Here is a 21,238-nt window from a genome sequence, read left to right as displayed (position 1 = left end):
CCCCGGACATCGGTTTCGCCGCGATGGAACTCAGGACCGACCTCGCACGAGGCGAGAGCTGTGGGGACTGCGCGCTGTGCTGCAGGCTGATCGGCGCATGTTGGTCGGACCGGTGCGGGTTGGTGATGCGCAACGCCAGCGGCGGCCGCCGGCTCTGGCTGACCGAATTCAAACAGATGTTTGACTTCGGTCAAGGCCGCGCCTGGCATGACGCGCGATGTCCCGGGTCAGCACGGCGCTCCCTCCGTGCGTTGAGGGGACAAGAACATGAAGGCCGCCACCTATGCGCTCGCCCTGGGCGCTGCGCTTGCGCTCACCGCAACCGCCCAGGCCCAGGACTATCGGCCCAAGGAAAAGGGCCTGCTGATGCTCAATGTCCGGGCCACGGCGATCTCGCCGACCGCGGATGACGCCATCACCACGGCGGCGGGTACGGCCACCGGTCTGCATGTCGATGTCGGGGACGACTACAAGCCGTCTCTCGGCCTGTCCTATTTCCTCACCGATCATGTCGCCGTCGAGGTCATCGCCACCACCAGCCAGCACACCATCAAGGCCCAGGGGCCGGGAGTGGACGTCACCGTTCACAAGACCTGGGTCCTGCCGCCCGTGGTCTCGCTGCAGTACCACTTCGCCCCGACCGCCAAGGTCAGCCCCTATGTGGGCGCGGGCGTGAACTACATGCTGTTCCACAGCGGCAAGGACGAGAACGGCTTCACAGTGAAGCTGAAGGACGGCTTCGGCTACGCCCTGCAAGCCGGCGTCGATGTCGCGGTCAAAGGGCCGTGGAGCGCCAATCTCGACGTCAAGAAGGTGTTCTTCGAGACCGACGCCAAGATCAATGCCGGCGCCCTGACGTCCAAGGTGAAGCTCAACCCGTGGGTCGTCTCGGCGGGTTTCGGCTACAAGTTCTAGGCCGCTACTCGGCGGCGTGGGTTGTTTCTTCCCGCATGGGCTCATCCACGCCGGCCGGCACTTCCTTAAGGTACTGGTCGATCTTCATGGCCTGCTCGGCCAGGTGCTTCAGTTCCGGCGGCGCGCCGGGGGTTTCCTCGATCATCGCCATCAGCCGGCGGGCCACCGAGAGCAGGCGCGGGGACGAGGCGATCAGCCGGGCCTGGAACTCGATCTTGTGGGGGTCGCGGTCGTATTCCGCGCCTGGCGTGCGCCAGCCGCCCCAGTCGTTGGCGTCGGTGACCACCACCGGATAGCTGCCCGGATAGGGATGGTGGCGGCAGTTATCGGGGGTCTGCCACTTGTTGCGCGCCCGCAGCAGCCGCCAATGGGCGCCGTCTTCGGCCAGGATGTCTTCGCTTTCCTGCTCGGGCTTCAACTCATGGGCGGCGAAGTCGCGGCCCAGGCCGACGTCGTAGCTGACCCGCACGGGCTCATCGAAGCCGCGGGCCCAGACCGGCACCAGCTTCTCGATGACCGCCCAGGCGCCAACGCTCTCGACCCAGACCCGCTGGTTCTTCTGGAATATCGCCTTGGCCATCCGTACGCCCTTCGAGCTCGCCCACAGGTGCGCATAAGACCCTGAAATCCTTGACGCGAGGTCAATCTTTCCTCGGTCGAGAAGCCGCGTATGTTGACGCGCGAGGAAACTTCAACCGGCCGAAATCGGCGGATGGGCGAGCATGAATTTCGATTTTTCGGACGACCAAAAATTCCTGAAGGGCGAGGCGCGCAAGTTCCTTGAGGCCAACAGCCCACTCGGCCGCGCCCGCGGCGTGCTGGAGAACCCCGCCAAGGGCTACGACGCCGACCTCTGGAAGGCCGTCGCCGGCCAGGGCTGGCTGGGCGCCGCCATCCCCGAGGAATTCGGCGGCCTGGGTCTGGGTCACCTGGAGCTCTGCGTGATCGCCGAGGAACTGGGCCGCGCGGTGGCGCCCATCCCCTTCGCCTCGACGGTCTATTTCCTGGCCGAGGCCATCATGCTGGCCGGCAGCGACGAGCAGAAGGCTGACCTGCTGCCCAAGATCGCGGCCGGTGAGATCATCGGCGCCATCGCCACCTCCGAAGGTCCCGGCGCGACGACGGCCGCCACGCTGCAGGCCACCGTCACCGACGGCAAGCTGACCGGCGTGAAGATCCCGGTGACCGACGGCGACATCGCCGACGTCGCCCTGGTGCTGGCCAAGGAGGGTGGCAAGCCTGGCCTCTTCCTGGTGGACCTGGCCGGCGAAGGCGTGGCCCGCGAGGCTGTCAAGACGCTGGATCCCACCCGCGACGCTGCCAAACTGGTCTTCAAGGATGCGCCCGCCCGCCGGGTCGGCGCGGCCGGCGCTGGGATGGAACTGGTGGAACAGGTCTTCGACCGCGCCGCCGTCCTGATCGCCTTCGAACAGTGTGGTGGGTCTGATCGTTGCCTGGAGATGGCCAAGGACTACGCCCTGGAGCGTTACGCCTTCGGCCGGGTGATCGCCTCGTACCAGGCCATCAAGCACAAGCTGGCCGACATGTACGTCAAGAACGAGCTGGCCCGCTCCAACGCCTATTACGGAGCCTGGGCGCTGAACACCAACGCACCGGAGCTGCCAGTGGCGGCCAGCGCCGCGCGGATCGCGGCGTCGGAGGCCTACTGGTTCTCGTCGAAGGAAAACATCCAGACCCACGGCGGCATCGGCTTCACCTGGGAGATGGATTGCCATCTGTTTTACCGCCGCTCGCGTCAACTCAGCCTGGTGGCCGGCGCGCCCCGGGTCTGGAAGGAACGCCTCGTCAGCCACCTCGAACGCCGCAACGCGGCGGCCGCCTAAGGGAATTTGGTCATGGATTTCAACGACAGCCCCGACGAAGCCGCCTACCGCCAGCAGGTCCGCGACTGGCTCGACGCCAACGCCCCCAAGGCCCGTGTGGCTGGCGATCCGGAGGGCGGCGACGGCATGGCCGCCTCCAAGGCCTGGCAGGCCACCAAGGCCGCCGCCGGCTACGCCTGCATCACCTGGCCCAAGGAATGGGGCGGGCAAGGGGGCTCCCCGGTGCAGAACGTCATCTTCAGCCAGGAGGAGGCGAAGTATCCGATCCCCGGCAACCCGTTCCAGATCGGCCTGGGGATGTGTGTCCCCACGGTGATGACCTTCGCCGACGAGGCGACCAAGCAGCGCTTCGTCGGTCCCGCCCTGCGCGGTGAGGAGATCTGGAGCCAGCTGTTCTCCGAACCCTCCGGCGGCTCGGATGTGGCCGGCGCGCGGACCAAGGCCGAACGGGCGCCGGACGGCTCGGGCGACTGGCTCATCTCGGGCCAGAAGGTGTGGACGACGGGCGCCCAGTTCTCGGACTTCGGGATCGTCATCACCCGCACCAGCCCCGACAAGCCCAAGCACAAGGGCCTGACCATGTTCTGGGTCGATATGAAGGACCCGGGCATCGAGGTGAAGCCGATCCACCAGATGTCGGGGGGATCGGGGTTCAATGAGGTGTTCTTCACCGATGTGCGCGTGAAGGACAGCCAGCGCCTCGGCGCGGTCGACGAGGGCTGGAAGGTCAGCCTGGTGACCCTGATGAACGAGCGGCTGGCGGTGGGCGGTCAGACCGGCGCGGGCTGGCAGCAGTTCATGGAGGCGGCGCGCAACACGCCGGGCCTCGACGGTGGTTCGGCCCTGAAAGACGGGGCGCTGCGCGAGAAGCTGGCGGACTGGTACGTCCAGGCTGAAGGCCTGAAGCACACCCGCAACCGCACGATGACGGCCCTTTCGCGCGGTCAGACGCCGGGCCCGGAGAGCTCCATCGGCAAGATCATCTCGGCGGTGCAGATGCAGGAGCTGGGCAATACGGCTATCGAGATGCTGGACCAGTACGGGATCATCGACGATCCGGAACTGGCCTCGCTGAACGGCGCCTTCCACTTCTCGCTGATGTTCGGGCCGGGCTTGCGGATCGCCGGCGGCACCGACGAAATCCTGCGCAACATCATCGCCGAACGAGTTCTGGGCCTGCCCGGCGACATCCGGGTCGACAAGGACGTGCCCTTCAAGGACATGCCGACGGGTCGTTAGGCGCGCCAAGCCTGGGGTTGCGGCGCGGCCGAGCTCATGACGAGTTCGCCATAGAGGCGGGTAAGGCCTTCGAAGGTCCGCTCCCAGCTATGGCGAAGCTCGGCCCGCGCGCGGGCGGCGGCCGACAGAGCGCCGAGGTCGCGGGCGAACAGGGCCTCTATGGCCTCGGCCAAGCCCCCGGGGTCGACGTCGTGGGCGATCTGGCCGACCTCGTTGTCGATCAGTTCGGAGACCCCGCCGCGTCGCGGGCCCACCACCGGCACGCCGGCGGCCAGGGCCTCCAGCACCACCAGGCCGAAGGGCTCGTTCTCGTTGGCGTGGACGCAGGCGTCGCAGCTGGCGATCAGGGTCGCCAAGGCCACGGGATCGGACTCGTAATCCAGGCTGATGACGTGGGGAGAGATGCGCACGTCCTTGCCTGCGCCCACCAGGATCAGGTGATAGGGCTCGCCCAGGCGCTCCACGGCGCAGACGATGGAGTCGATGTTCTTCTCCCGTGCGGGGCGTCCGGCGAAGACCAGGATGCGGGCGTTCCAGGGCAGACCCAGGCGTTTGCGCAGCGCGCCCGGATCGGCGCGCCGGGGATGGAAGAGCTCGGTGTCGACCCCAAGCATCTGGACGGTGACCTTTTCAACCCCGGCCTCGGCCAGGCGCAGGGCCATGTGGCGGCTGGGCGCCACCACCCGGTCGAAGCGCCGATAGATGTCGGCCCAGCGCTTCATGGCCGGGGCCTGCGCCCAGTCGCCGAAGTGCAGGGCCGCCAGCGCCGCGGCGTCGGTGTGGCAGAAGCCCACCACCGGCACGCCGAGCGCCTCGCCGGTGTCCAAGGCCGCGTGGCCGGGCACGAAGATGTCGCCAGCCTCCAGGATGTCGGGCTCCAGCATCCTCAGCACCGTCTCCCACTTGGCCGCATTGGCCGGCATCCGGTAGCCGTCGCCGAAGGGCAGGCGGGCGGCGGCCACGGTGACGACGCCAGGCTCGGACGATCCGGTGGCGGCGCCTGGTGTCACCAGGGTGTGGCGGATGTCCGGGCGGCGCTTGGCCAGCCAGGCCTGTTTGGCGTTCAGGTAGCGCTTCACCCCGCCTGAGCGCGGCGCATACATCATGGTGGTGTCGATCAGGTGGAAGCCCACGCGGCCCGGCGCGCCGAAATAGGGCGCCTCGGCGGGGTCCAGGCGGATCAGGTTGTCCTGGTCCGGAGCGGTGACGTCATACACGCGAGCGCCCTCATGGGTCGGGGTGGTACTCATCAGGCAACGAACGGCGCGGCCGTTTGTTGCGGCCGCGCCTCGCCTTGACGGCGGAACTCAGGTCACGAGCTCTAGTTTCCTGATTCGTTGACGGTTTTCGTCTCGCCGGCGGCGCGCGCCAACTGCACGAACTCCGCCCTCAGGCCGTAGGGGTCGGCCCCCCGCGCGCCCTGGGCCAGATCGCCCACGGAGGCCCAGCCGAAGCTGGAGGCGACCCACGGATCGCCACGCAGCTTCTGGCCAAAGCCCGCCACCGCCAGCGCCCAGCGGGTGGGCTCGGGCGCCTGGTCGAGACGGGCATAGGTGTCGGCCGGACCAATGGGGCGCTCGATCAGCTTGGAGGCCTGGCCGCCCGGCAGCTTGTAGCGGATCTTCAGGAAGGCGATCTCGCCGCTGGCGGCGACCGCCCGCGGGGCCGGGGCGCTGTAGCGCAGCGGATCGCTGGAGGCCCGTGCGCCGACCGGCGTCACCTCATAGAGGGCGGTGACCGAGGTTCCGGATCCCACTTCGCCGGCGTCCACCTGGTCGTTGTTGAAGTCCTCGCGGTTCAGCAGCCGGGTCTCGTAGCCGATCAGCCGGTACTCGCTGACCGCCTTGGGATTGAACTCCACCTGGATCTTCACGTCGTCGGCGATGGGGAACAGCGAGCCGGAGAAGTCGTCCCGGAAGGATTTCCGCGCCTCGTTGAGGGTGTCGATGTAGCCGGCGGTTCCGTTGCCGTTCTGAGCCAGGGCTTGCATCAGGGTGTCGTTGTAGTTGCCCTCGCCCAGACCGTAGACCGATAGATAGACCCCGGTCTTGCGCTTGGCGGCCACGAAGTCGGTGAGCTTGGACGGGTCGGCGACGCCGACGTTGAAGTCGCCGTCGGTCATCAGGATCACGCGGTTGACCGCCTTCGCATCGAAGTTCTGCACCGCCAGGTCATAGGCGAGCGCCAGACCCTGGCCGCCGGCGGTTGAGCCACCGGATTCCAGAGCGCCCAGGGCGCAGCGCATCTTCAGCTTCTCGCGGCCGCTGGTGGGGGCCAGCACCGCGCCGGCTGAGCCGGCATAGGCCACCATGGAGACCCGGTCCTGGGGCCGCAGCTGATCCACCAAAAGGTTCAGGGCTTTGCGAGCGAGCGGCAGCTTTTTCTCGTCGGACATGGAGCCGGAGGTGTCGATCAGGAACACCAGGTTCAGCGGCGGCTGCTGGGCGCGGGGGATGTCATAGCCCTGCAGGCCGATATGGACGATCTGCCGGTCTGCGGACCAGGGGGAGGGGGTCACCGCGACGAAGGGCTTGAACGGGACCTGGGGGTCGGTGGGCTTGGCGTAGCCGTAGTCGAAATAGTTGATCAGCTCCTCCACCCGGACCGCGTCGCGGGGCGGGCTCTGGCCGTCGTTCAGGAAGCGGCGGACATTGGCATAGGCGGCGGTGTCGACATCAACCGAGAAGGTTGAGACCGGCTCCTGGGCCGTCTGCTTGATGGGGTTGGCCTGGGCGTTGGGATAGCGTTCGGTGTTCACGTCGCCGGCCGCGGGCCCGGGCATGTAGGGCGAGACGCGGGCCATGCCTGTCACCGCCATCTCCTGCATCGGCGCGGCCTTCGGCGCCGGGAAGGGCGCGGGGGGCGGCGCCGGCGGCATGGCCATGGCGGGCGGGGCGTACATCGCGCCGCCGACCCTGCGGCCGCGGCGGCTGTAGACGTCCCGGCCATCATCCGGCTTGGGGAAGCCCAGCGCCTCGCAAGCGGCGGGGGTGGGCGCCCCGTCCCGAATCGCCGGGGCGGCCATCGGAACGGCCGGGGCCGCGCCAGATGCCACAACGGTAAGCAAGCAAAGCGAGACCCGACTTAAGTTTCGTACACCGGCCATGGTTCTCAGCGCTCCGAATAAGTCCCTCAAGGCGCAGCTTGGCGCGTCATCTGAGGCGAAAACGCGACGAACAGGGGGCTTGGCGATGTCGGCGTTGTTCACTCGCCATTCAGGCGAGTCTTTAGAGTTTGAAAGTTCACAGCCCCAAGCTTGACAGGGGGTGGGGGCGGGACGCTAGTGAACAGTTCAAGTATGGTTAACGCTGAAGGGGGAGCGCATGGCCATTTTCCATGAAGTCGCCCTCGGCGCGCGTCGTCTCGTTCGTAGGGGCCTGACCTTGGCGGTCTTGGCCGCCATCATTCCTCTGTCCGGCGGCTGCCAGCCCAAGGACGGTCCTGGGGGCGGCGGTGGCCGCTTCGCCGTGGGCGGTCCGGCCTGTCCGCGTCCGCAGCCGGCGATCGGCGTGCAGCCGCAGTTCAACGCCCAGGAACAGGAAATCCGCGCCCTGCGCCGGCAAGGCTTCCAGGGGGACTTCTTCGCGCAGATCGATCTGGCGCGGCGGTATACCGGTCGCGACGCCACGGAGAAGAACCTGGCCGATCCGGTGGAGTCGGCCGTCTGGTACGAGATGGCGCTGTCCAATCCCGACGGCTACGCCCCGATCATCGCCGGTGTGGACCCCAAGAGGGGCAGCCGCGGCGGCGCGGGCAACAAGCTGAACGACTGCCGCGCGGCCGAACGCCGGGGCGCATATCTCGCCCTCGACCGCATGCTGGACCGCATGAGCTCCGACGAGCGTCAGCAGGTCCGCGACCGGGTGATCTATGTGCTGTCCAGCCAGGGGGCCGCGGGCTTCCGCACCCTGGCGCGCCTGCATGACTCCGCCTTCGGTCCCTTTGGGGATCCTTCGGAGGGCTCGCCGGTGGACTCGCGCGACCTGAACCAGGTCAAGCCGCCGGCCGCCGCGACCCTGTTCACCCGCAATGACGTCGACGTCTATCTCTATAACTACCTGGCCGCCCAGGCCGGGGACGTTGCGGGCTACGTGATGCTGAAGGACTTCGAGAAATCCTCGGTGGAACGCGCCTCGCTCGGCTCCGACGCCGAATCGAAGGCCCGCCGCTGGGTGCCGCCCTACGAGTTCTATCCGCCCCAGGCGCCCGATAGCGGCGTGCCGCACTCCGACGAGGCCGCGACCCTGGGCGAAGCCGAGGGCGTGGCCCTATCGCGCATCGACGAGCTGCCCTTCCAGCACGTCGGCGCGGCCCTGGCCTATCTGCGGGTTATCCCGCAGCCGATAAGCTCGCTGAACCAGCTGTCGCCTGGCGACATCCAGACCTTCCAGGCCATGCTGGGCCGCTCCACGACCGGGGTGTTCACGCCGCTGGAGAAGGTGCGCGCCATCCAGTACGCGGCGGTGAACGGCTCGGCCCGCTCACAGCTGGCCCTGGCGGTGATGTACGCCGAGGGCGTGGGCGTGGCGCGGGACTATGCGCGCGCCTTCCACTGGTTCGCGGAGGCCGACAAGCAGGGCAGCCCCGAGGCCAAGTACGCCATGTCGACCTATTTCTCGCTGGGCGTCTCGGGCATCGCCGACCAGGACAAGGCCTCGGCCGTCTCCTACCAGATCGACGGCGCGCTGGCGGGCTTCAAGCCGTCGGCTCAGCGTCTGCGTGAAGTCCTGGCCCAGGTGGCCCGCACCCCGCGCCGACCCACAGAAGGAAGCTACCGGTGATCGCAAAAGCCCTTCGCCGCCTGGCGGGCCTTGGGGCCGCCGTCGCCTGTGTCCTCAGCCTTGGCGTGGCCGGTGAGGCCCAGGCCTTGCCGGACGCCAAGATCGACCAGCAGATCCGGCCGAACTTCGGTATCCTGCTGGCGCCGCCCCTGCGCCACACCTATCGCCCCGGCCCCTGGAAGCCTCGGCGCGGCGCCGGCGGCTACGGCGGCTACGGCAGCGACGGTTACGGCAGCGGCGGCTACGGCAATGGCGGCTATCCGGGGGGCGGCCGACGCCCCCTGTACTTGGACTCCATCACTGTCGATTGCGCCGACACCCGCGGCGGGCCCCACCAGTTGGCCGACGCGATCTACAATCTGGCCGACAACGGCGTGCTCTATATCCGCTCGCGCGGCGGGGTCTGCCGCGAGACTCTGGAGATCGACCACCCGGTGATCATCGCCGGTGAGGGCACGCCCGCCTTCGGCAATGTCGGCTCCGGCGTCGCCAAGCTGAGCCCACCCGACGGCGCGCCCTGCATCCGCATCGCGCCTGGCGTGAAGGGCGTGGAAATCCGCGACCTGACCATCGAGGCCAGCCAGGGCGGCCGCAGCGCCTGCATTGAGGCGCAGGACGCCGACGTTGCGCTGATCCGCTCGTCGGTCCGCTACCAGGGTGACGCCTCGGCGATCTTCGTCCAGGGCGGCAGCCTGATCATCCGCAACAGCGTGATCGAGGCCCGCACCAATGACGCCGCCATCATGGCCGACAGCGTGGCCGTGGACATTCAGCAGGCTCGGATCAGCGCCGACGTGCGCGGCCTGGACATCACGCCTGCCCCCGGCCAGAGCCGGCTGGTGCAGGTCGGCGTCATCTCGCCAGGCCCCGGCTTGCCGGGTTCCACCGCTATCACCGTGCGCGACCAGCGCAGCGGCGCCGGCAGCCTGCTGATCGCCAACAGCGTCATCCGTAACTGGGTCACCGGGGTCTATGTCGACCGCGGCGCCGACGTGGAGCTGGTCCACAACCGCATTATCCGCGTCCGCCGCGGGGTGCTGTCGGACTACGGCAAGGTGCGCGTGCGCCAGAACGCCATCGCTGCCGACGAGTACGGCGCCTACTTCTCCGGCGGCCGGCCCGAGGTCGGCGGTAACCGCTTCATCGGTTCGGGCATGAGCTATGAGCGCGGCGTCGAGCCGATCACCGAGCCCAACTACGTCTACTCCTCGCAAGGCTGCGGCTATCGCATGCCACCTGGCGCCTATTGCCGGCCGATGAGCGAGGCGCCTCGGGCGATCACCGACGAGACCGGCTTCGACTCCGCGGGCCGCTACGGCTGGGAAGTGGACGGCTACGAGCGCGGCTTCCAGCGGGACGGCATGCCGCAACCGCGCGCCTATGTGCCGCCCCCGGCGCCGCGCCGGTCGATGTTCGGCCCCCGGTCGGCGCCGCAACCGCCCGCCTACCCGCAGGGCGGATACTCCAGCGGCCCGCCGCTGATGGGGTCGTCGGGCTACTGAAGATCGAAGGCCGGTGAGCCGTTGACCGAGGCGGGGAAGGTGGGCGCGCGCCGGACCTTGGTCGCCTGTTCGAAGGCGTAGCCCAGGGACAGCAGGCGGGCCTCCGACCAGGCGGTTCCGATGAAGGACAGCCCCACCGGCAGGCCAGAGACATAGCCCATGGGCACGGTGAGGTGAGGATAGCCCGCCACCGCCGGAAGGCTCGACGGCGAGCCCAGCCCTCTCCCGCCATTTACGCGGTCCACCACCGAGGGTGGCCCGCCGCTTGCGGCGACCAGCACCTCGACCTTGGCGTCCTTCAGCAGCTTGTCGATGCCCTCGGGCCCGGCCAACCGCTTGGCGTCGGCCTTGGCCTTCAGATAGGCGGGGTCGTCGAGGCCGGGCGCGGCTTGCGCCTCCACGAATATCTCCTGGCCAAACAGCACGGTCTCGCGCGGTTCGGCGGCGTTGAAGGCGATCAGCTCGGCCAGGGTGCGGCTCTTCACCTGGGCCGGCGAGGTGGAGGCCAGGTAGGCGTTGAGGCCCGCCTTGAACTCGACCCGCAGCACCACGTCCTCCAGCTCGTCGATGGCCTTGCCGTCGGGGGCGGTCACCTCCACCAGCACGGCGCCGCCGGCCTTAAGGGCGGCGAGGGCAATCTCGAACACCGCGTCGGTCTGGGGCGAACGCCCGGCGGTGGCGCGCATCACGCCGATGCGGACGCCCTTTAGCGCCTTGGCGTCGAGGGCTTTCAGATAGTCGGCCTTGTGGATGTCGGCGTCCGCCGTCGCCGGGTCGGCCGAATCGGAGCCGGCGATGGCGGTCAGCACGGCGGCGGCGTCGGCGACGCTGCGGGTCATCGGCCCCGCGGTGTCCTGGCTCGCGGAGATCGGGATGATGTGGGTGCGGGAGACCAGGCCGACGGTGGGCTTCAAGCCGACGATGCCGTTCATCGCCGCCGGGCAGGTGATGGAGCCGTCCGTTTCGGTGCCGATGGCGGCTACGGCCAGGCCCGCCGCCACCGCCGCGCCGGAGCCGGCGCTGGAGCCGCAGGCGCTGCGGTCCAGGGCGTAGGGGTTGCGCACCAGGCCGCCCATGGCGCTCCAGCCGCTGATGGAATGGGATGAGCGGTAGTTGGCCCACTCCGACAGGTTGGTCTTGCCCAGGATCACCGCGCCCGCGTCGGTCAGGCGCTTCACCAGGGGCGCGTCGCGGCCCGTGACGTTGTCCTTCAGCGCCAGCGATCCAGCGGTGGTTGCGGTGTCGTCGGCGCTCTCGATGTTGTCTTTCAGCAGGATGGGCAGGCCGTGCAGCGGGCCGCGGACCTTGCCCGCCTTGCGTTCGGCGTCCAGCGCACGGGCGTCGGCCAGGGCGTGGGGGTTGAGGACGATGATGCTGTTGAGCTTGGGCCCCTGGCGGTCCAGGGCCGCGATACGGGCGAGATAGGCCTTGGTCAGGCTCTCCGAGGTGGCTGACCCCGTGGCCATGGCCTGGCCAAGGTCCTGAACGCCCCCGAAGGCCGGATCCTCGGCCGCATGGGCCGCGCTGGCCGCTGCCAAGCCCGCAATCAGTCCCGCCGCGCGTTTCATGCTCACCCTCGCCTTTGCGGGCATTGGAGGGCGCCAAATTGCGGTTGACCAGACATGACGAGGGCCGCGCCCGTATCGAGCGCGGCCCTGCCTATTTGTTCCGCTGATCCTGGGGGGAGGAAGAGGAGCGGAACCTGTGTCTCAGATGGGTTGCCGGCCTAGTTCTTCAAGATGTCGCGCGCGGCGTCCTTGAGTTCACCGACGCCCTTTTGAACCTTGCCGGCCGCGCGTTCGCTGACGCCTTCGGCCTCGAGGCGCTCGTTGCCGGTCAGTTTGCCGGCGGCTTCCTTGATCGAGCCGGAGGCATCCTTGGCGGCGCCCTTGGCGATGTCCTTATGCATGGGAACTCCTTGCGAATGTGGGAGGGCGCGGGGGATCGCCCTTCGCCCTTCTCTACGCATGAGACCGGTGGATTGTTCCGTCAGATCTGTTGGGTTCGATCCATCAGGCTGTCGAAGGCGGCCCGCGCCGCGGCCCGCGCGCCTGTGTCGTCCAGCAGGCGGCGCAGTTCGCTGTGGCCCAGGATGAAGCTCTTCATTTGAAAAACGACCCCTTGCGCCTCGGCGTCGCTCATCGGCGGTTCGCGCAGAGCTTTCATCTCGCCGGCCAGACGCTGGCGCCACTTGCGGACGCGGACCTGCAGCAGATCACGCATGGGCCCGGGCTGGTCGTCCAGTTCGGTGCTGGCGGCCATGATCAGGCAGCCACCGGCGGCGTTCTCCACCTCGGTCCAGTCGAGCCAGCGCTCGAAGACGCTCTCCAGCCGGGGACGTCCGGGCGGCAGGTCGTCGGCGGGATCCCAGACGAAGGCGATGAAGCGGTCGAAGCCGGCGTCCAGGGTCGCCAGCTCCATGTCTTCCTTGGAGTCGAAATGCTTGAAGAGGCCGCTCTTGGACAGGCCCACGGCCTCGGCCACATCGCCCAGGCTGACCGCGCCAAATCCCTTGATCGCCGCCTGACGGCCGGTCTCGTCGATGATCCGCGCCCGGGTGGCTTCGCCCTTCTTCAAAGCAGACCTTCCATGGCCAAGCTCCCGACTTGACAAAAAGTGACCGACTGTGCCTTTTTGGCTTAGTAACCGATCGTGCCCTTTTTAGCCGGATGGAGCTTCCAATGCAAACCAAGGCTCTCTCAGCCGCCGTCCTGGTGGTTGCCCTGCTCTGCGCCAATAGCGCCAGCGCCGCCGAGGGCTTCCGCGCCAAGGCCAAGCTGGTCACCCCGGTGACTGCGCCCACCACCCAGGTCATCAGCAGTGTCGAGTGGAAGTGCGACGGCGACGCCTGTCTCGGCGTCTCCAAGTACGCGCCCGGCCTCGACAGCTTCATGAAGCAGTGCCGCAAGGTGCGCGCCGCCCTGGGACCCCTGGCCGCCTATTCCAGCCGTGGAAACAAGATGAGCGACATCGACGTCGCCAACTGCAACGCCGGCCCGCGCTAAGCCTTCCCCCTGCGGCGCGCCGGCCTTTCTCGGGACGGAATGCGCCGCCTTGGCGGCTCCGCGCCGCGCCGCCGTTGCGCAGGACGCCCCTGACCGCTATCTCCGCACCCGAATTCCCTTCTTCGAAGAGCGAGCGCGGACGCCCCATGGCGCAGCAGTACATTTATCAGATGCAGGGCCTGACCAAGGCCTTCCCCGGCGGCAAGAAGGTGTTCGAGAACATCTGGCTGTCGTTCTACTCCGACGCCAAGATCGGCGTGGTCGGGGTCAACGGCTCGGGCAAGTCCACCCTGCTGAAGATCATCGCCGGCGTGGACAAGGAGTTCAACGGCGAGGCCAAGGCCGCCGATGGCGTCAAGATGGGCTATCTGGAACAGGAGCCCCACCTCGACGAGCAGCTCAATGTCTGGGGCAACATCATCTCGTGGTGCGAAGAGAAGAAGATCTTCGACCGCTACAACGAGGTCGCCACCAAGCTGGGGGAGGACTACACCGACGAACTGATGGAGGAGATGACCGCCCTCCAGGAAAAGATCGACGCCGCCGACATCTGGGACATCGACTCCAAGATCGAGATGGCCGCCGACGCCCTGCGCTGCCCGCCCAACGACTGGCCGGTGGACAACCTGTCGGGCGGCGAGAAGCGCCGCATCGCGCTGGCCCGCCTGCTGCTGTCCAAGCCCGACATGCTGCTGCTGGACGAACCCACCAACCACCTGGACGCCGAGTCCGTGGCCTGGCTGCAGCACCACCTCGAGGCCTTCCCGGGCTGCGTCATCCTGGTGACCCACGACCGCTACTTCCTGGATCAGGTGACCAAGTGGACCCTGGAACTCGACCGCGGCAAGGGCCTGCCCTACGAGGGCAACTATTCCGGTTGGCTGGAACAGAAGACCAAGCGGATCGTCCAGGAAAACTCCGAATCCGACGCCCGCCAGCGCGCTATGACCCGCGAACTGGAATGGGTGCGTTCCGGCGCCAAGGCCCGCCAGGCCAAGTCCAAGGCCCGCCTGGCCGCCTATGACGAGATGGTCCGCGAGCAGGAGACTTCGCGCCTGGCCCAGACCACCGCCACCATTCAGATCCCGCCCGGCCCGCGTCTGGGCAATCTGGTGCTCGAGGTTCAGAACCTGGAGAAGGCCTATGGCGAGAAGGTGCTGTTCAAGGACCTGTCCTTCAGCCTGCCGCCCAACGGCATCGTCGGCGTGATCGGGCCCAACGGGGCCGGCAAGTCGACCCTGTTCAAGCTGATCACCGGCCAGGAGACCCCGGACTCCGGGACCTTCCGGGTCGGCGAGACCGTCAAGCTGGCCTATGTGGACCAGAGCCGCGATGCGCTCGATCCCACCAAGACCGTCTGGCAGGAAATCTCCGGCGGCCTGGACGTGATGGCCGTGGGCAAGCGGGAGATCAACACCCGCTCCTATGTCGGCTCGTTCAACTTCCGCGGCGGCGACCAGCAGAAGAAGGTCGGCCAGTTGTCGGGTGGGGAACGCAACCGCGTCCACCTGGCCAAGACCCTGACCACCGGCGGCAACCTCATCCTGCTCGATGAGCCCACCAACGACCTGGACATCGAGACGCTGCAGAACCTGGAAGAGGCGCTGGAGGAGTTCGCCGGCTGCGCCGTGATCATCTCCCACGACCGCTGGTTCCTGGACCGCCTGGCCACCCACATACTGGCCTTCGAGGGCGACAGCCACGTGGAATGGTTCGAGGGCAACTTCGAAGCCTATGAGGACGACAAGAAGCGCCGCCTGGGCGCCGACAGCCTCATCCCCCACCGGCTGAAGTTCCAGAAGTTCGCGCGGTAGGGGCTCGCGTTCGACTGGTGATTGTGGCCATCTTCAATCCAGAATGGGCCCGCCTGGCGATATATGCCTGATGGCGCCTGCGGCGTTAGGGGCGGGTGATTGCATCTCCCTCTGGAGTGGGGATGAGTTTTGACGACGACGATTACTTCCAATTTTCGAATCGCGCCGGGGACGCTCCTCGCGTTTCAGAATGAGAATGCGATCGAACTCCAGCAATGGGGTGCGCCGCTCTTCCCGTCACTGAATATAGCTGGCGAAGTATCTCTTACAGCCGACACCGCTTTTCGAGTCGTTGGACTCTATTTCGGCGTTGGAAACCTACTCAATCCCTCGGTCGTGACCATCGAACACAGCGGTGTCCTCACCGTCCAATCCAGCACGCCGGGCGGATGGGCGTCGGGCATCTGGGGACCCGGTTGGTCTCCCCGAGTCGTCAACAATGGTGTGGTCGATGTGACTGCAAAGATGCAGGCCATGGGAATCGACATCCTTGGTATGTCAAACCCAACCTTCGAGAACAGCGGCACGATCCGGGTCGCAGCTGGCGATCATGCCTTCGGCGTCGTGATTCAGAACGGCTCGCCAGTATTCAATTCGGGTACGATCGAAGCAACCTCTGGCGGAATGCGCGGACCAGTGGGCATTAGCGTTGGCAGCTTTGTGGATGATTACGCCTTCGTGAATACCGGCAGCATTCGCGCGCAAAGCACGCGAGCAGGCTCTGACAGTATCGCGGTCGCCTATGGTGGTACAGGAACGTTCACCAATAGTGGAGCGATCCAAGGCGACTATTCTCTAAAGATATACAATATTAACCAAGTTCTCGACCGAGAATACATGTTCCGAAACTCTGGAACAATGACGGGCGCGGTAGATCTTGGCATCCAGTCGGTTGGAGGCGGTCGCGAGATCTTCCGCAATAGCGGCAGTGTCGTCGGCGCCGTGGACTTTGGACCTCGCAACGATACCTACAATGGGGCGGGTGGTTCGGTCACGGGCGCGGTGCATGGCCATCAGGGAGACGATCTGCTCACAGGAGGCCTAGCCAGCGAAACCCTGTTTGGCGATGAAGGCGATGACACGTTGGACGGTGGCGGCGGAGCGGATTGGCTTGACGGCGGAGCAGGGTCGGATTTGCTATCCTTCCTATCCAGTCCATCTGCTCTCAATTTCGATTTCGCCGCCTCAGGTCCGTTTTCGAGCGCTAACACCCAGAACTTCGAGCGTTTCCTGGGGAGCCCCCACGCTGACACGCTGATGGGAGGCAGTTCTGCCGACAATATTTCCGGCGGTGATGGCGATGACAGTATCGGGGGACGGGCCGGAGCCGACACACTCGACGGAGGCGCGGGGCGCAACTATCTCCGCGGCGATGAGGGGAACGACTCGGTCGCTGGCGGCGCCGATTTCGACGACATCAACGGCAACATGGGCAATGACACCGCCCATGGGAACGAGGGCGACGACTGGGTCGTGGGCGGCAGGGACGACGACCTGCTCTACGGCGACGCCGGCGGCGACATCGTCTACGGCAATCTCGGAAACGACACTCTGTTCGGCGGCGACGGCTTCGACTGGGTGCGGGGCGGCCAGGGGAACGACAGCCTCGACGGCGGGGCCGGCGATGACTGGCTCTGGGGCGACCGGGGTAACGACACGGTGACTGGCGGGGCAGGGGCCGATATCTTCCACATCTTCACCGGCGGCGGCCTCGATCAGGTGACCGACTTCCACTATGCGCAGGGCGACCGGGTGGTGATCGACTACGGGACCTACACGGTCTCCCAGGTCGGGTCCGACACCGTTGTGGACCTGGGCGGCGGCGACCGGATGGTGCTGGTGGGTGTGACGGCCTCAACCTTGCCGGTAGGCTGGATCACGACGCTTTAGCCGATCCGGGCGCCTAGCATGCTGATCGAGCCCAGCTCGATGTGATCGTTGAACAGGGCGACCGGTTCGCCAGGCTCGCTCGCGCCCAGGACGTAGAGCAGGGGCAGGTAGTGCTCGTCGACCGCCATGCCAGCCTCAGGGCCCAGGCCGCCGGGATCGATCAGGGCGGCGTGGTCGCCCGCCGACAGCCGGCCGCGCACCGCGTCGTGGAAGTGCTGGGCCCAGGGCAGGGGCGGGGCGTTCTCACTGCGGACGGCGGCCCTCAGGTTGTGGACCACATCTCCGGAGCCGAGGATCAGCACGCCCTCGTCACGCAGGGGCGCCAGGCGCTTGCCGATATCGTAGTGGGCGGGCATCGGCTGGCTGAGGTCCATGGCCAGCTGCACCACGGGGACGTCGGCGTGGGGATACATGTGGGTCAGGACCGACCAGGTCCCATGGTCCAGGCCCCAGTCCTGGTCGGCGCGCACGGACATTGGCGCGAGCAACGCCGCGGCGCGGGCGGCGAGGTGGGCGTCGCCGGGCGCGGGATACTGCATGTCGAACAACGGCTGCGGGAAGCCGCCGAAGTCGTGGATGGTCTTGGGCGCGGCCATGGCCGTCACGGCGGTCTCGTTGAGACACCAGTGGGCCGAGATCGCCAGGATGGCCTTGGGGCGCGGCAGGCCGGCGGCCAGCTCGCGCCAGACCTGGGCGTTGGGGCCGCCCAAGGCGTTCATGGGGCTACCGTGACCGACGAAGACGACGGGCATGCGGGAGGGCGTGTTCATGTCTTCCATATGGTCTCGGTTCGCATCCGGCCCAAGAGCTGTTCCTGAAACGCAGCGTCGCTCCTGGCGGAACGGTCAGACGTCGAACTTGACCCCTTGGGCGAGGGGCAGGTCGCGGCTGTAGTTCAGGGTGTTGGTGGCGCGGCGCATATAGGCCTTCCAGCTGTCGGAGCCCGCCTCGCGGCCGCCGCCGGTCTCCTTCTCGCCGCCGAAGGCCCCGCCGATCTCGGCGCCCGAGGGCCCGATATTGACGTTGGCTATGCCGCAGTCGGAGCCGATATCGCTGATGAACAGTTCGGTTTCCCGGACATCGTTGGAGAAGATCGAGGAGGCCAGGCCCGCCGCCGTGGCGTTCTGCAGGGCGATGGCCTCGGTCAGGTCCCGGTAGCGGACGACGTAGAGGATCGGCGCGAAGGTCTCGCGCAGCATGGGGCCGGTCTGGCTGGGCATCTCCACCAGGGCGGGGCGGACATAGACGCCGGGGCGGTCGACCCGTTCTCCGCCGTGAACCTTCCCGCCGCAGGCCTGGGCCTCGGTCAGAGCGGCCTTCATGCCGTCATAGGCCGCCTGGTCGATCAGCGGGCCCAGCAGGGTCCCGGCCTCGCGGGGGTCGCCCACGGGAACCGAGGCGTAGGCGGCCTTCAGGCGGCCGATCAGGGCGTCGGCGATGTCCTCGTGGACGAACAGGCGGCGCAGGGTGGTGCAGCGCTGGCCGGCCGTGCCCATGGCGGAGAAGGCGATGCCGCGCAGGGCCAGCTCGAGGTCGGCCGACGGGGCGACGATGGCGGCGTTGTTGCCGCCGAGCTCCAGGATGGCGCGGGCGAAGCGGGCGGCCAGGACCGGGGCCACGGCGCGGCCCATGGCGGTGGAGCCGGTGGCCGAGAGGACGGCGACCTTGGGGTGGGCGACCAGGGCCGCGCCGACCTGCGCCCCGCCCTGGATCACCTGGGACAGGTGGGCGGGGGCGTCGCCGAAGCGGGCCAGGGCCTTCTCGAAGACCGCCTGCACGCCCTGGGCGGTCAGCGGGGTCTTCTCCGACGGCTTCCAGACCACGGGGTCGCCGCAGACCAGGGCGAGCGCCGCGTTCCAGCACCAGACGGCCACCGGGAAGTTGAAGGCCGAGATGACGCCGCAGACGCCGAGCGGGTGCCAGGTCTCCATCATCCGGTGGCCAGGGCGCTCGGTGGCGATGGTCAGGCCGTGCAGCTGGCGCGAAAGACCCGTGGCGAAGTCGCAGATGTCGATCATCTCCTGGACCTCGCCCAGGCCCTCCGACGTGACCTTGCCGGCCTCCAGGGCGACGAGGCGGCCCAGGTGATCCTTGGCGGCCCGCAGTTCTTCGCCGAACAGCCGCACCAGCTCGCCGCGCCGGGGGGCAGGGACTCGTCGCCAGTCGAGAAAGGCCAAGTGCGCGCGCTCGACGGCGGCGTCCACCTGGGCGGGCGTCGTGGCGCGCAGGGTGGCGATGACCTCGCCGTTGATGGGGGAGCGGGCCGGGACATCGGCGCCCGCCAGGGCGGCCAGGTCGACGCCGAGGGCCGACAGCGTGGCCAGAGCATCGTCGCGGACGGCGGGCAGGGGGCGGGCGTGGGCGTTCATAGGAGTCTCCTGAACCTCAACCCCCCTCCCGCTCATCCCGGCGAAGGCCGGGACCCAGATCCTATGGCTCCGCGCTTGCGGATAGGACCGAATGGGGCAGGACGGACGGCAAGGCGCTCTACGATCTGGGTCCCGGCCTTCGCCGGGATGAGCGGATGAGTTTACGCCACCTCGGCGATGTGTCGCGCCTCTTCGGCCACCACGTCACCCGGCTGGCGATAAGCCTTGCCGAAGCGGTTGGAAAGGAAATCGGCGAGCGCGATCTCCTCCTGGCGGACATAGCCTTGGCTCGGCAGGCGGCCCTGGGCCAGCAGGTCCAGGACGGTGCAGATGCCGGCCGCCGTGGTGACCTGGATGGCGCTCCAGAAGCCGGCGCCATGGTGTTCTCCCATCACCTTGCCGGCATAGCTCTCCTGCATCAGGCGGCCGCCCCGCCACCCCGAGGCGGTGACGAAGAACACCACTACGTCCTGCTCGGTGCCGGGGACCGCGCCCTCCAGGACGTCCTTCAGCAGATCGCGGCGGTGGCGCAGGTTGAGGTCGTTCAGCAGGGTGCGCATCAGGGCGCAGTGGCCGGGATAGCGGACAGATTTGTAGTTCAGATTCCGCGCCTTGCCCGCCAGGACCTCAGCCAGGGAGCCGAGCCCTCCGGAGGTGTTGAAGGCCTCGTAGGTGACGCCGTCGAGGCTGAAGGTCTCCAGGCCTTCGAGGGCCGGGACCTCGCGCAGCTCGCCCTCCACCAGGGCCTCGCAGGGTTCGCAGTACTCATTGATCACGCCCTCGGTGGACCAGGTGAGATTGTAGCCCAGGCTGTTGGAGGGATAGCGGGGCAGGGCCCCGACCCGCAGGCGCAGCTCGTCGACGCGGTCGAAGCCGCGGGCCAGGTCGGCGCCGGCGATGGAGATGAAGCCGGGGGCCAGGCCGCACTGGGGGATGAAGGCGCCCTTGGCGCCCTCCGCCAGGGCCTTGACCACGCGGGTGGTGGCGACGTCCTCGGTGAGGTCGAGATAGTGGCAGCCGACCCGGGCGGCGGCCTGCGCCACCACGGCGGTGAGGTGGAAGGGGGCGGCCGAGAGGACGGCGAAGGCGCCGGCCAGGACCCCGTCCAGGGCGGCCTCGTCGGTGACGTCCAGCACACATGGTGACAGCCGCGGATGGAGGACAAGGCCCTTCAGCGCGGCCGACGAACGGTCCACCACGGTCACCGCGTAGTCGCCGCTCTCCACCAGCATCTGGGCGATGACCCCGCCGATCTTGCCGCCGCCGATGACCACGATCCTGCGCATGCGCTCTCTCCCCGGGTTGGAGCTTGACGATCCGGCGATATCGGGGCGATTTGAACAGACAGAGCGTCGGATATGCGTAGTCAGGTGAGCGATATGCCAAGTACTGCAGACGATATGAAGCTGGACGCCCGGGACCTGGCCCTGGTCCGGTTGCTGGAGACCGACTCCCGACTGCCCACCTCGACCCTGGCCAAACGGCTCGGCGTGTCGCGCACGACGGTGCAGACCCGCATTGACCGACTTGTGGCCGCTGAGGTGATCGCGGGGTTCACCATCCGCCTGGGAAAGCCGTTAGAATCCCGCATCGTACGGGGACATGTTCTGGTGACCGCCGCACCCAAGGCCGCCCGACATATAGAGGCCAGTCTGCGCACCATGCCCCAGGTCGAGGCCCTGCACTCGGTGTCGGGACCCTTCGACATGATCGTGCAGGTGGCGGCGGCCTCCATCGAGGAGCTGGATCAGGTGCTGGACGACATCGGCCTGATCGACGGTGTGGAGCGGACGACGTCCTCGATCATCCTCTCGACCCGAATTCGCAGGTGACGTAGGGGCGCCGTTTGCGTTGCGTAACGTCACTGGGCGAAGGTCGA

The 21,238-nt window shown here is 67.7% G+C and carries 18 protein-coding genes; 9 read left to right on the top strand and 9 right to left on the bottom strand.

The features are described from left to right. Positions 1-267 precede the first annotated feature (267 nt). A complete protein-coding gene (locus JKL49_RS15730) occupies positions 268-915 on the top strand; it encodes an OmpW/AlkL family protein (protein WP_215341567.1) in 648 nt (215 codons plus the stop codon). Positions 916-919: 4 nt separating this feature from the next. Here the strand turns inward: JKL49_RS15730 and JKL49_RS15725 are convergent, their stop codons facing one another. After that, a complete protein-coding gene (locus JKL49_RS15725; protein ID WP_215341566.1) occupies positions 920-1,495 on the bottom strand; it encodes a hypothetical protein in 576 nt (191 codons plus the stop codon). A gap of 142 nt (positions 1,496-1,637) precedes the next feature. Here JKL49_RS15725 and JKL49_RS15720 point away from each other — a divergent pair, with 142 nt between their 5' ends. Further along, entirely contained in the window at positions 1,638-2,759 is a 1,122-nt protein-coding gene (locus JKL49_RS15720) for an acyl-CoA dehydrogenase family protein (protein ID WP_215341565.1), read from the top strand. A gap of 12 nt (positions 2,760-2,771) precedes the next feature. Then, complete coding sequence (locus JKL49_RS15715) at positions 2,772-3,998, top strand: acyl-CoA dehydrogenase family protein (protein WP_215341564.1); 1,227 nt, start codon at positions 2,772-2,774, stop codon at positions 3,996-3,998. Here JKL49_RS15715 and JKL49_RS15710 read toward each other — a convergent pair. Next, positions 3,995-5,215 carry a glycosyltransferase gene (locus tag JKL49_RS15710; protein ID WP_347340395.1) on the bottom strand — a complete coding sequence of 407 codons (1,221 nt, stop codon included), beginning with the start codon at positions 5,213-5,215 and terminating at the stop codon, positions 3,995-3,997. The two genes, JKL49_RS15715 and JKL49_RS15710, sit on opposite strands and share 4 nt — an antisense overlap. Before the next feature lie 104 nt (positions 5,216-5,319). Next, positions 5,320-7,023 (bottom strand): vWA domain-containing protein, encoded by a 1,704-nt coding sequence (locus tag JKL49_RS15705; RefSeq protein WP_249778099.1) that lies wholly within the window; start codon positions 7,021-7,023, stop codon positions 5,320-5,322. 298 nt (positions 7,024-7,321) lie between these two features. On the opposite strand from JKL49_RS15705, the gene JKL49_RS15700 reads away from it, so the two are divergent. After that, positions 7,322-8,779 (top strand): tetratricopeptide repeat protein, encoded by a 1,458-nt coding sequence (locus tag JKL49_RS15700; protein ID WP_215341561.1) that lies wholly within the window; start codon positions 7,322-7,324, stop codon positions 8,777-8,779. Further along, positions 8,776-10,281: a right-handed parallel beta-helix repeat-containing protein gene (locus JKL49_RS15695; RefSeq protein WP_215341560.1), complete on the top strand. Its 1,506-nt coding sequence runs from the start codon at positions 8,776-8,778 to the stop codon at positions 10,279-10,281. Before JKL49_RS15700 ends, JKL49_RS15695 begins: the two co-directional genes overlap by 4 nt. On the opposite strand, the gene JKL49_RS15690 is transcribed toward JKL49_RS15695, so the two are convergent. The 3 genes from JKL49_RS15690 to JKL49_RS15680 all read right to left on the bottom strand — a co-directional run bounded on the left by JKL49_RS15690 (position 10,275) and on the right by JKL49_RS15680 (position 12,858). Next, the gene (locus JKL49_RS15690; protein ID WP_215341559.1) at positions 10,275-11,849 is read right to left on the bottom strand and encodes an amidase; all 1,575 of its coding nucleotides are present in this window, start codon (positions 11,847-11,849) and stop codon (positions 10,275-10,277) included. The two genes, JKL49_RS15695 and JKL49_RS15690, sit on opposite strands and share 7 nt — an antisense overlap. Positions 11,850-12,007: 158 nt before the next feature. Beyond that, positions 12,008-12,190, bottom strand: coding sequence for a CsbD family protein (locus JKL49_RS15685; protein WP_215341558.1), 183 nt, complete (start codon positions 12,188-12,190; stop codon positions 12,008-12,010). Between the two features lie 80 nt (positions 12,191-12,270). Then, positions 12,271-12,858 (bottom strand): TetR/AcrR family transcriptional regulator, encoded by a 588-nt coding sequence (locus JKL49_RS15680; RefSeq protein WP_215341557.1) that lies wholly within the window; start codon positions 12,856-12,858, stop codon positions 12,271-12,273. 104 nt (positions 12,859-12,962) lie between these two features. Here JKL49_RS15680 and JKL49_RS15675 point away from each other — a divergent pair, with 104 nt between their 5' ends. The 3 genes from JKL49_RS15675 to JKL49_RS15665 all read left to right on the top strand — a co-directional run bounded on the left by JKL49_RS15675 (position 12,963) and on the right by JKL49_RS15665 (position 16,990). Beyond that, a complete protein-coding gene (locus tag JKL49_RS15675; protein WP_215341556.1) occupies positions 12,963-13,286 on the top strand; it encodes a DUF8200 family protein in 324 nt (107 codons plus the stop codon). Positions 13,287-13,432: 146 nt separating this feature from the next. Continuing rightward, positions 13,433-15,100, top strand: a complete 1,668-nt coding sequence (ettA, locus tag JKL49_RS15670) for an energy-dependent translational throttle protein EttA (RefSeq protein ID WP_215341555.1) — start codon at positions 13,433-13,435, stop codon at positions 15,098-15,100. A gap of 129 nt (positions 15,101-15,229) precedes the next feature. After that, the gene (locus JKL49_RS15665; RefSeq protein ID WP_215341554.1) at positions 15,230-16,990 is read left to right on the top strand and encodes a calcium-binding protein; all 1,761 of its coding nucleotides are present in this window, start codon (positions 15,230-15,232) and stop codon (positions 16,988-16,990) included. Here the strand turns inward: JKL49_RS15665 and ygiD are convergent. The 3 genes from ygiD to JKL49_RS15650 form a co-directional block, all read right to left on the bottom strand. Then, positions 16,987-17,760, bottom strand: a complete 774-nt coding sequence (gene ygiD, locus JKL49_RS15660) for a 4,5-DOPA-extradiol-dioxygenase (RefSeq protein WP_215341553.1) — start codon at positions 17,758-17,760, stop codon at positions 16,987-16,989. The two genes, JKL49_RS15665 and ygiD, sit on opposite strands and share 4 nt — an antisense overlap. A gap of 75 nt (positions 17,761-17,835) precedes the next feature. Beyond that, positions 17,836-19,359 carry an L-piperidine-6-carboxylate dehydrogenase gene (gene amaB, locus JKL49_RS15655; protein WP_215341552.1) on the bottom strand — a complete coding sequence of 508 codons (1,524 nt, stop codon included), beginning with the start codon at positions 19,357-19,359 and terminating at the stop codon, positions 17,836-17,838. Positions 19,360-19,520: 161 nt separating this feature from the next. Beyond that, positions 19,521-20,645, bottom strand: a complete 1,125-nt coding sequence (locus tag JKL49_RS15650) for a saccharopine dehydrogenase family protein (RefSeq protein ID WP_215341551.1) — start codon at positions 20,643-20,645, stop codon at positions 19,521-19,523. Between the two features lie 93 nt (positions 20,646-20,738). Here JKL49_RS15650 and JKL49_RS15645 point away from each other — a divergent pair, with 93 nt between their 5' ends. Beyond that, positions 20,739-21,191: an Lrp/AsnC family transcriptional regulator gene (locus JKL49_RS15645; protein WP_249778098.1), complete on the top strand. Its 453-nt coding sequence runs from the start codon at positions 20,739-20,741 to the stop codon at positions 21,189-21,191. The last annotated feature ends 47 nt before the right edge of the window (positions 21,192-21,238 follow it).

This window comes from Phenylobacterium glaciei (genome assembly GCF_016772415.1).
GTDB lineage: Bacteria > Pseudomonadota > Alphaproteobacteria > Caulobacterales > Caulobacteraceae > Phenylobacterium > Phenylobacterium glaciei.
Note: the sequence above shows the minus strand (reverse complement) of the source record. Positions and strands in the feature narration are given on the sequence as shown.

Bases quoted from the DNA above. Each gene is read 5' to 3' on its own strand.
- JKL49_RS15730 (WP_215341567.1), top strand. From the start codon at position 268: ATGAAGGCCGCCACCTATGCGCTCGCCCTGGGCGCTGCGCTTGCGCTC.
- JKL49_RS15725 (WP_215341566.1), bottom strand. From the start codon at position 1,495: ATGGCCAAGGCGATATTCCAGAAGAACCAGCGGGTCTGGGTCGAGAGC.
- JKL49_RS15720 (WP_215341565.1), top strand. From the start codon at position 1,638: ATGAATTTCGATTTTTCGGACGACCAAAAATTCCTGAAGGGCGAGGCG.
- JKL49_RS15715 (WP_215341564.1), top strand. From the start codon at position 2,772: ATGGATTTCAACGACAGCCCCGACGAAGCCGCCTACCGCCAGCAGGTC.
- JKL49_RS15705 (WP_249778099.1), bottom strand. From the start codon at position 7,023: ATGGCCGCCCCGGCGATTCGGGACGGGGCGCCCACCCCCGCCGCTTGC.
- JKL49_RS15700 (WP_215341561.1), top strand. From the start codon at position 7,322: ATGGCCATTTTCCATGAAGTCGCCCTCGGCGCGCGTCGTCTCGTTCGT.
- JKL49_RS15690 (WP_215341559.1), bottom strand. From the start codon at position 11,849: ATGAAACGCGCGGCGGGACTGATTGCGGGCTTGGCAGCGGCCAGCGCG.
- JKL49_RS15685 (WP_215341558.1), bottom strand. From the start codon at position 12,190: ATGCATAAGGACATCGCCAAGGGCGCCGCCAAGGATGCCTCCGGCTCG.
- JKL49_RS15675 (WP_215341556.1), top strand. From the start codon at position 12,963: ATGCAAACCAAGGCTCTCTCAGCCGCCGTCCTGGTGGTTGCCCTGCTC.
- ettA (WP_215341555.1), top strand. From the start codon at position 13,433: ATGGCGCAGCAGTACATTTATCAGATGCAGGGCCTGACCAAGGCCTTC.
- ygiD (WP_215341553.1), bottom strand. From the start codon at position 17,760: ATGAACACGCCCTCCCGCATGCCCGTCGTCTTCGTCGGTCACGGTAGC.
- amaB (WP_215341552.1), bottom strand. From the start codon at position 19,359: ATGAACGCCCACGCCCGCCCCCTGCCCGCCGTCCGCGACGATGCTCTG.
- JKL49_RS15650 (WP_215341551.1), bottom strand. From the start codon at position 20,645: ATGCGCAGGATCGTGGTCATCGGCGGCGGCAAGATCGGCGGGGTCATC.
- JKL49_RS15645 (WP_249778098.1), top strand. From the start codon at position 20,739: ATGCCAAGTACTGCAGACGATATGAAGCTGGACGCCCGGGACCTGGCC.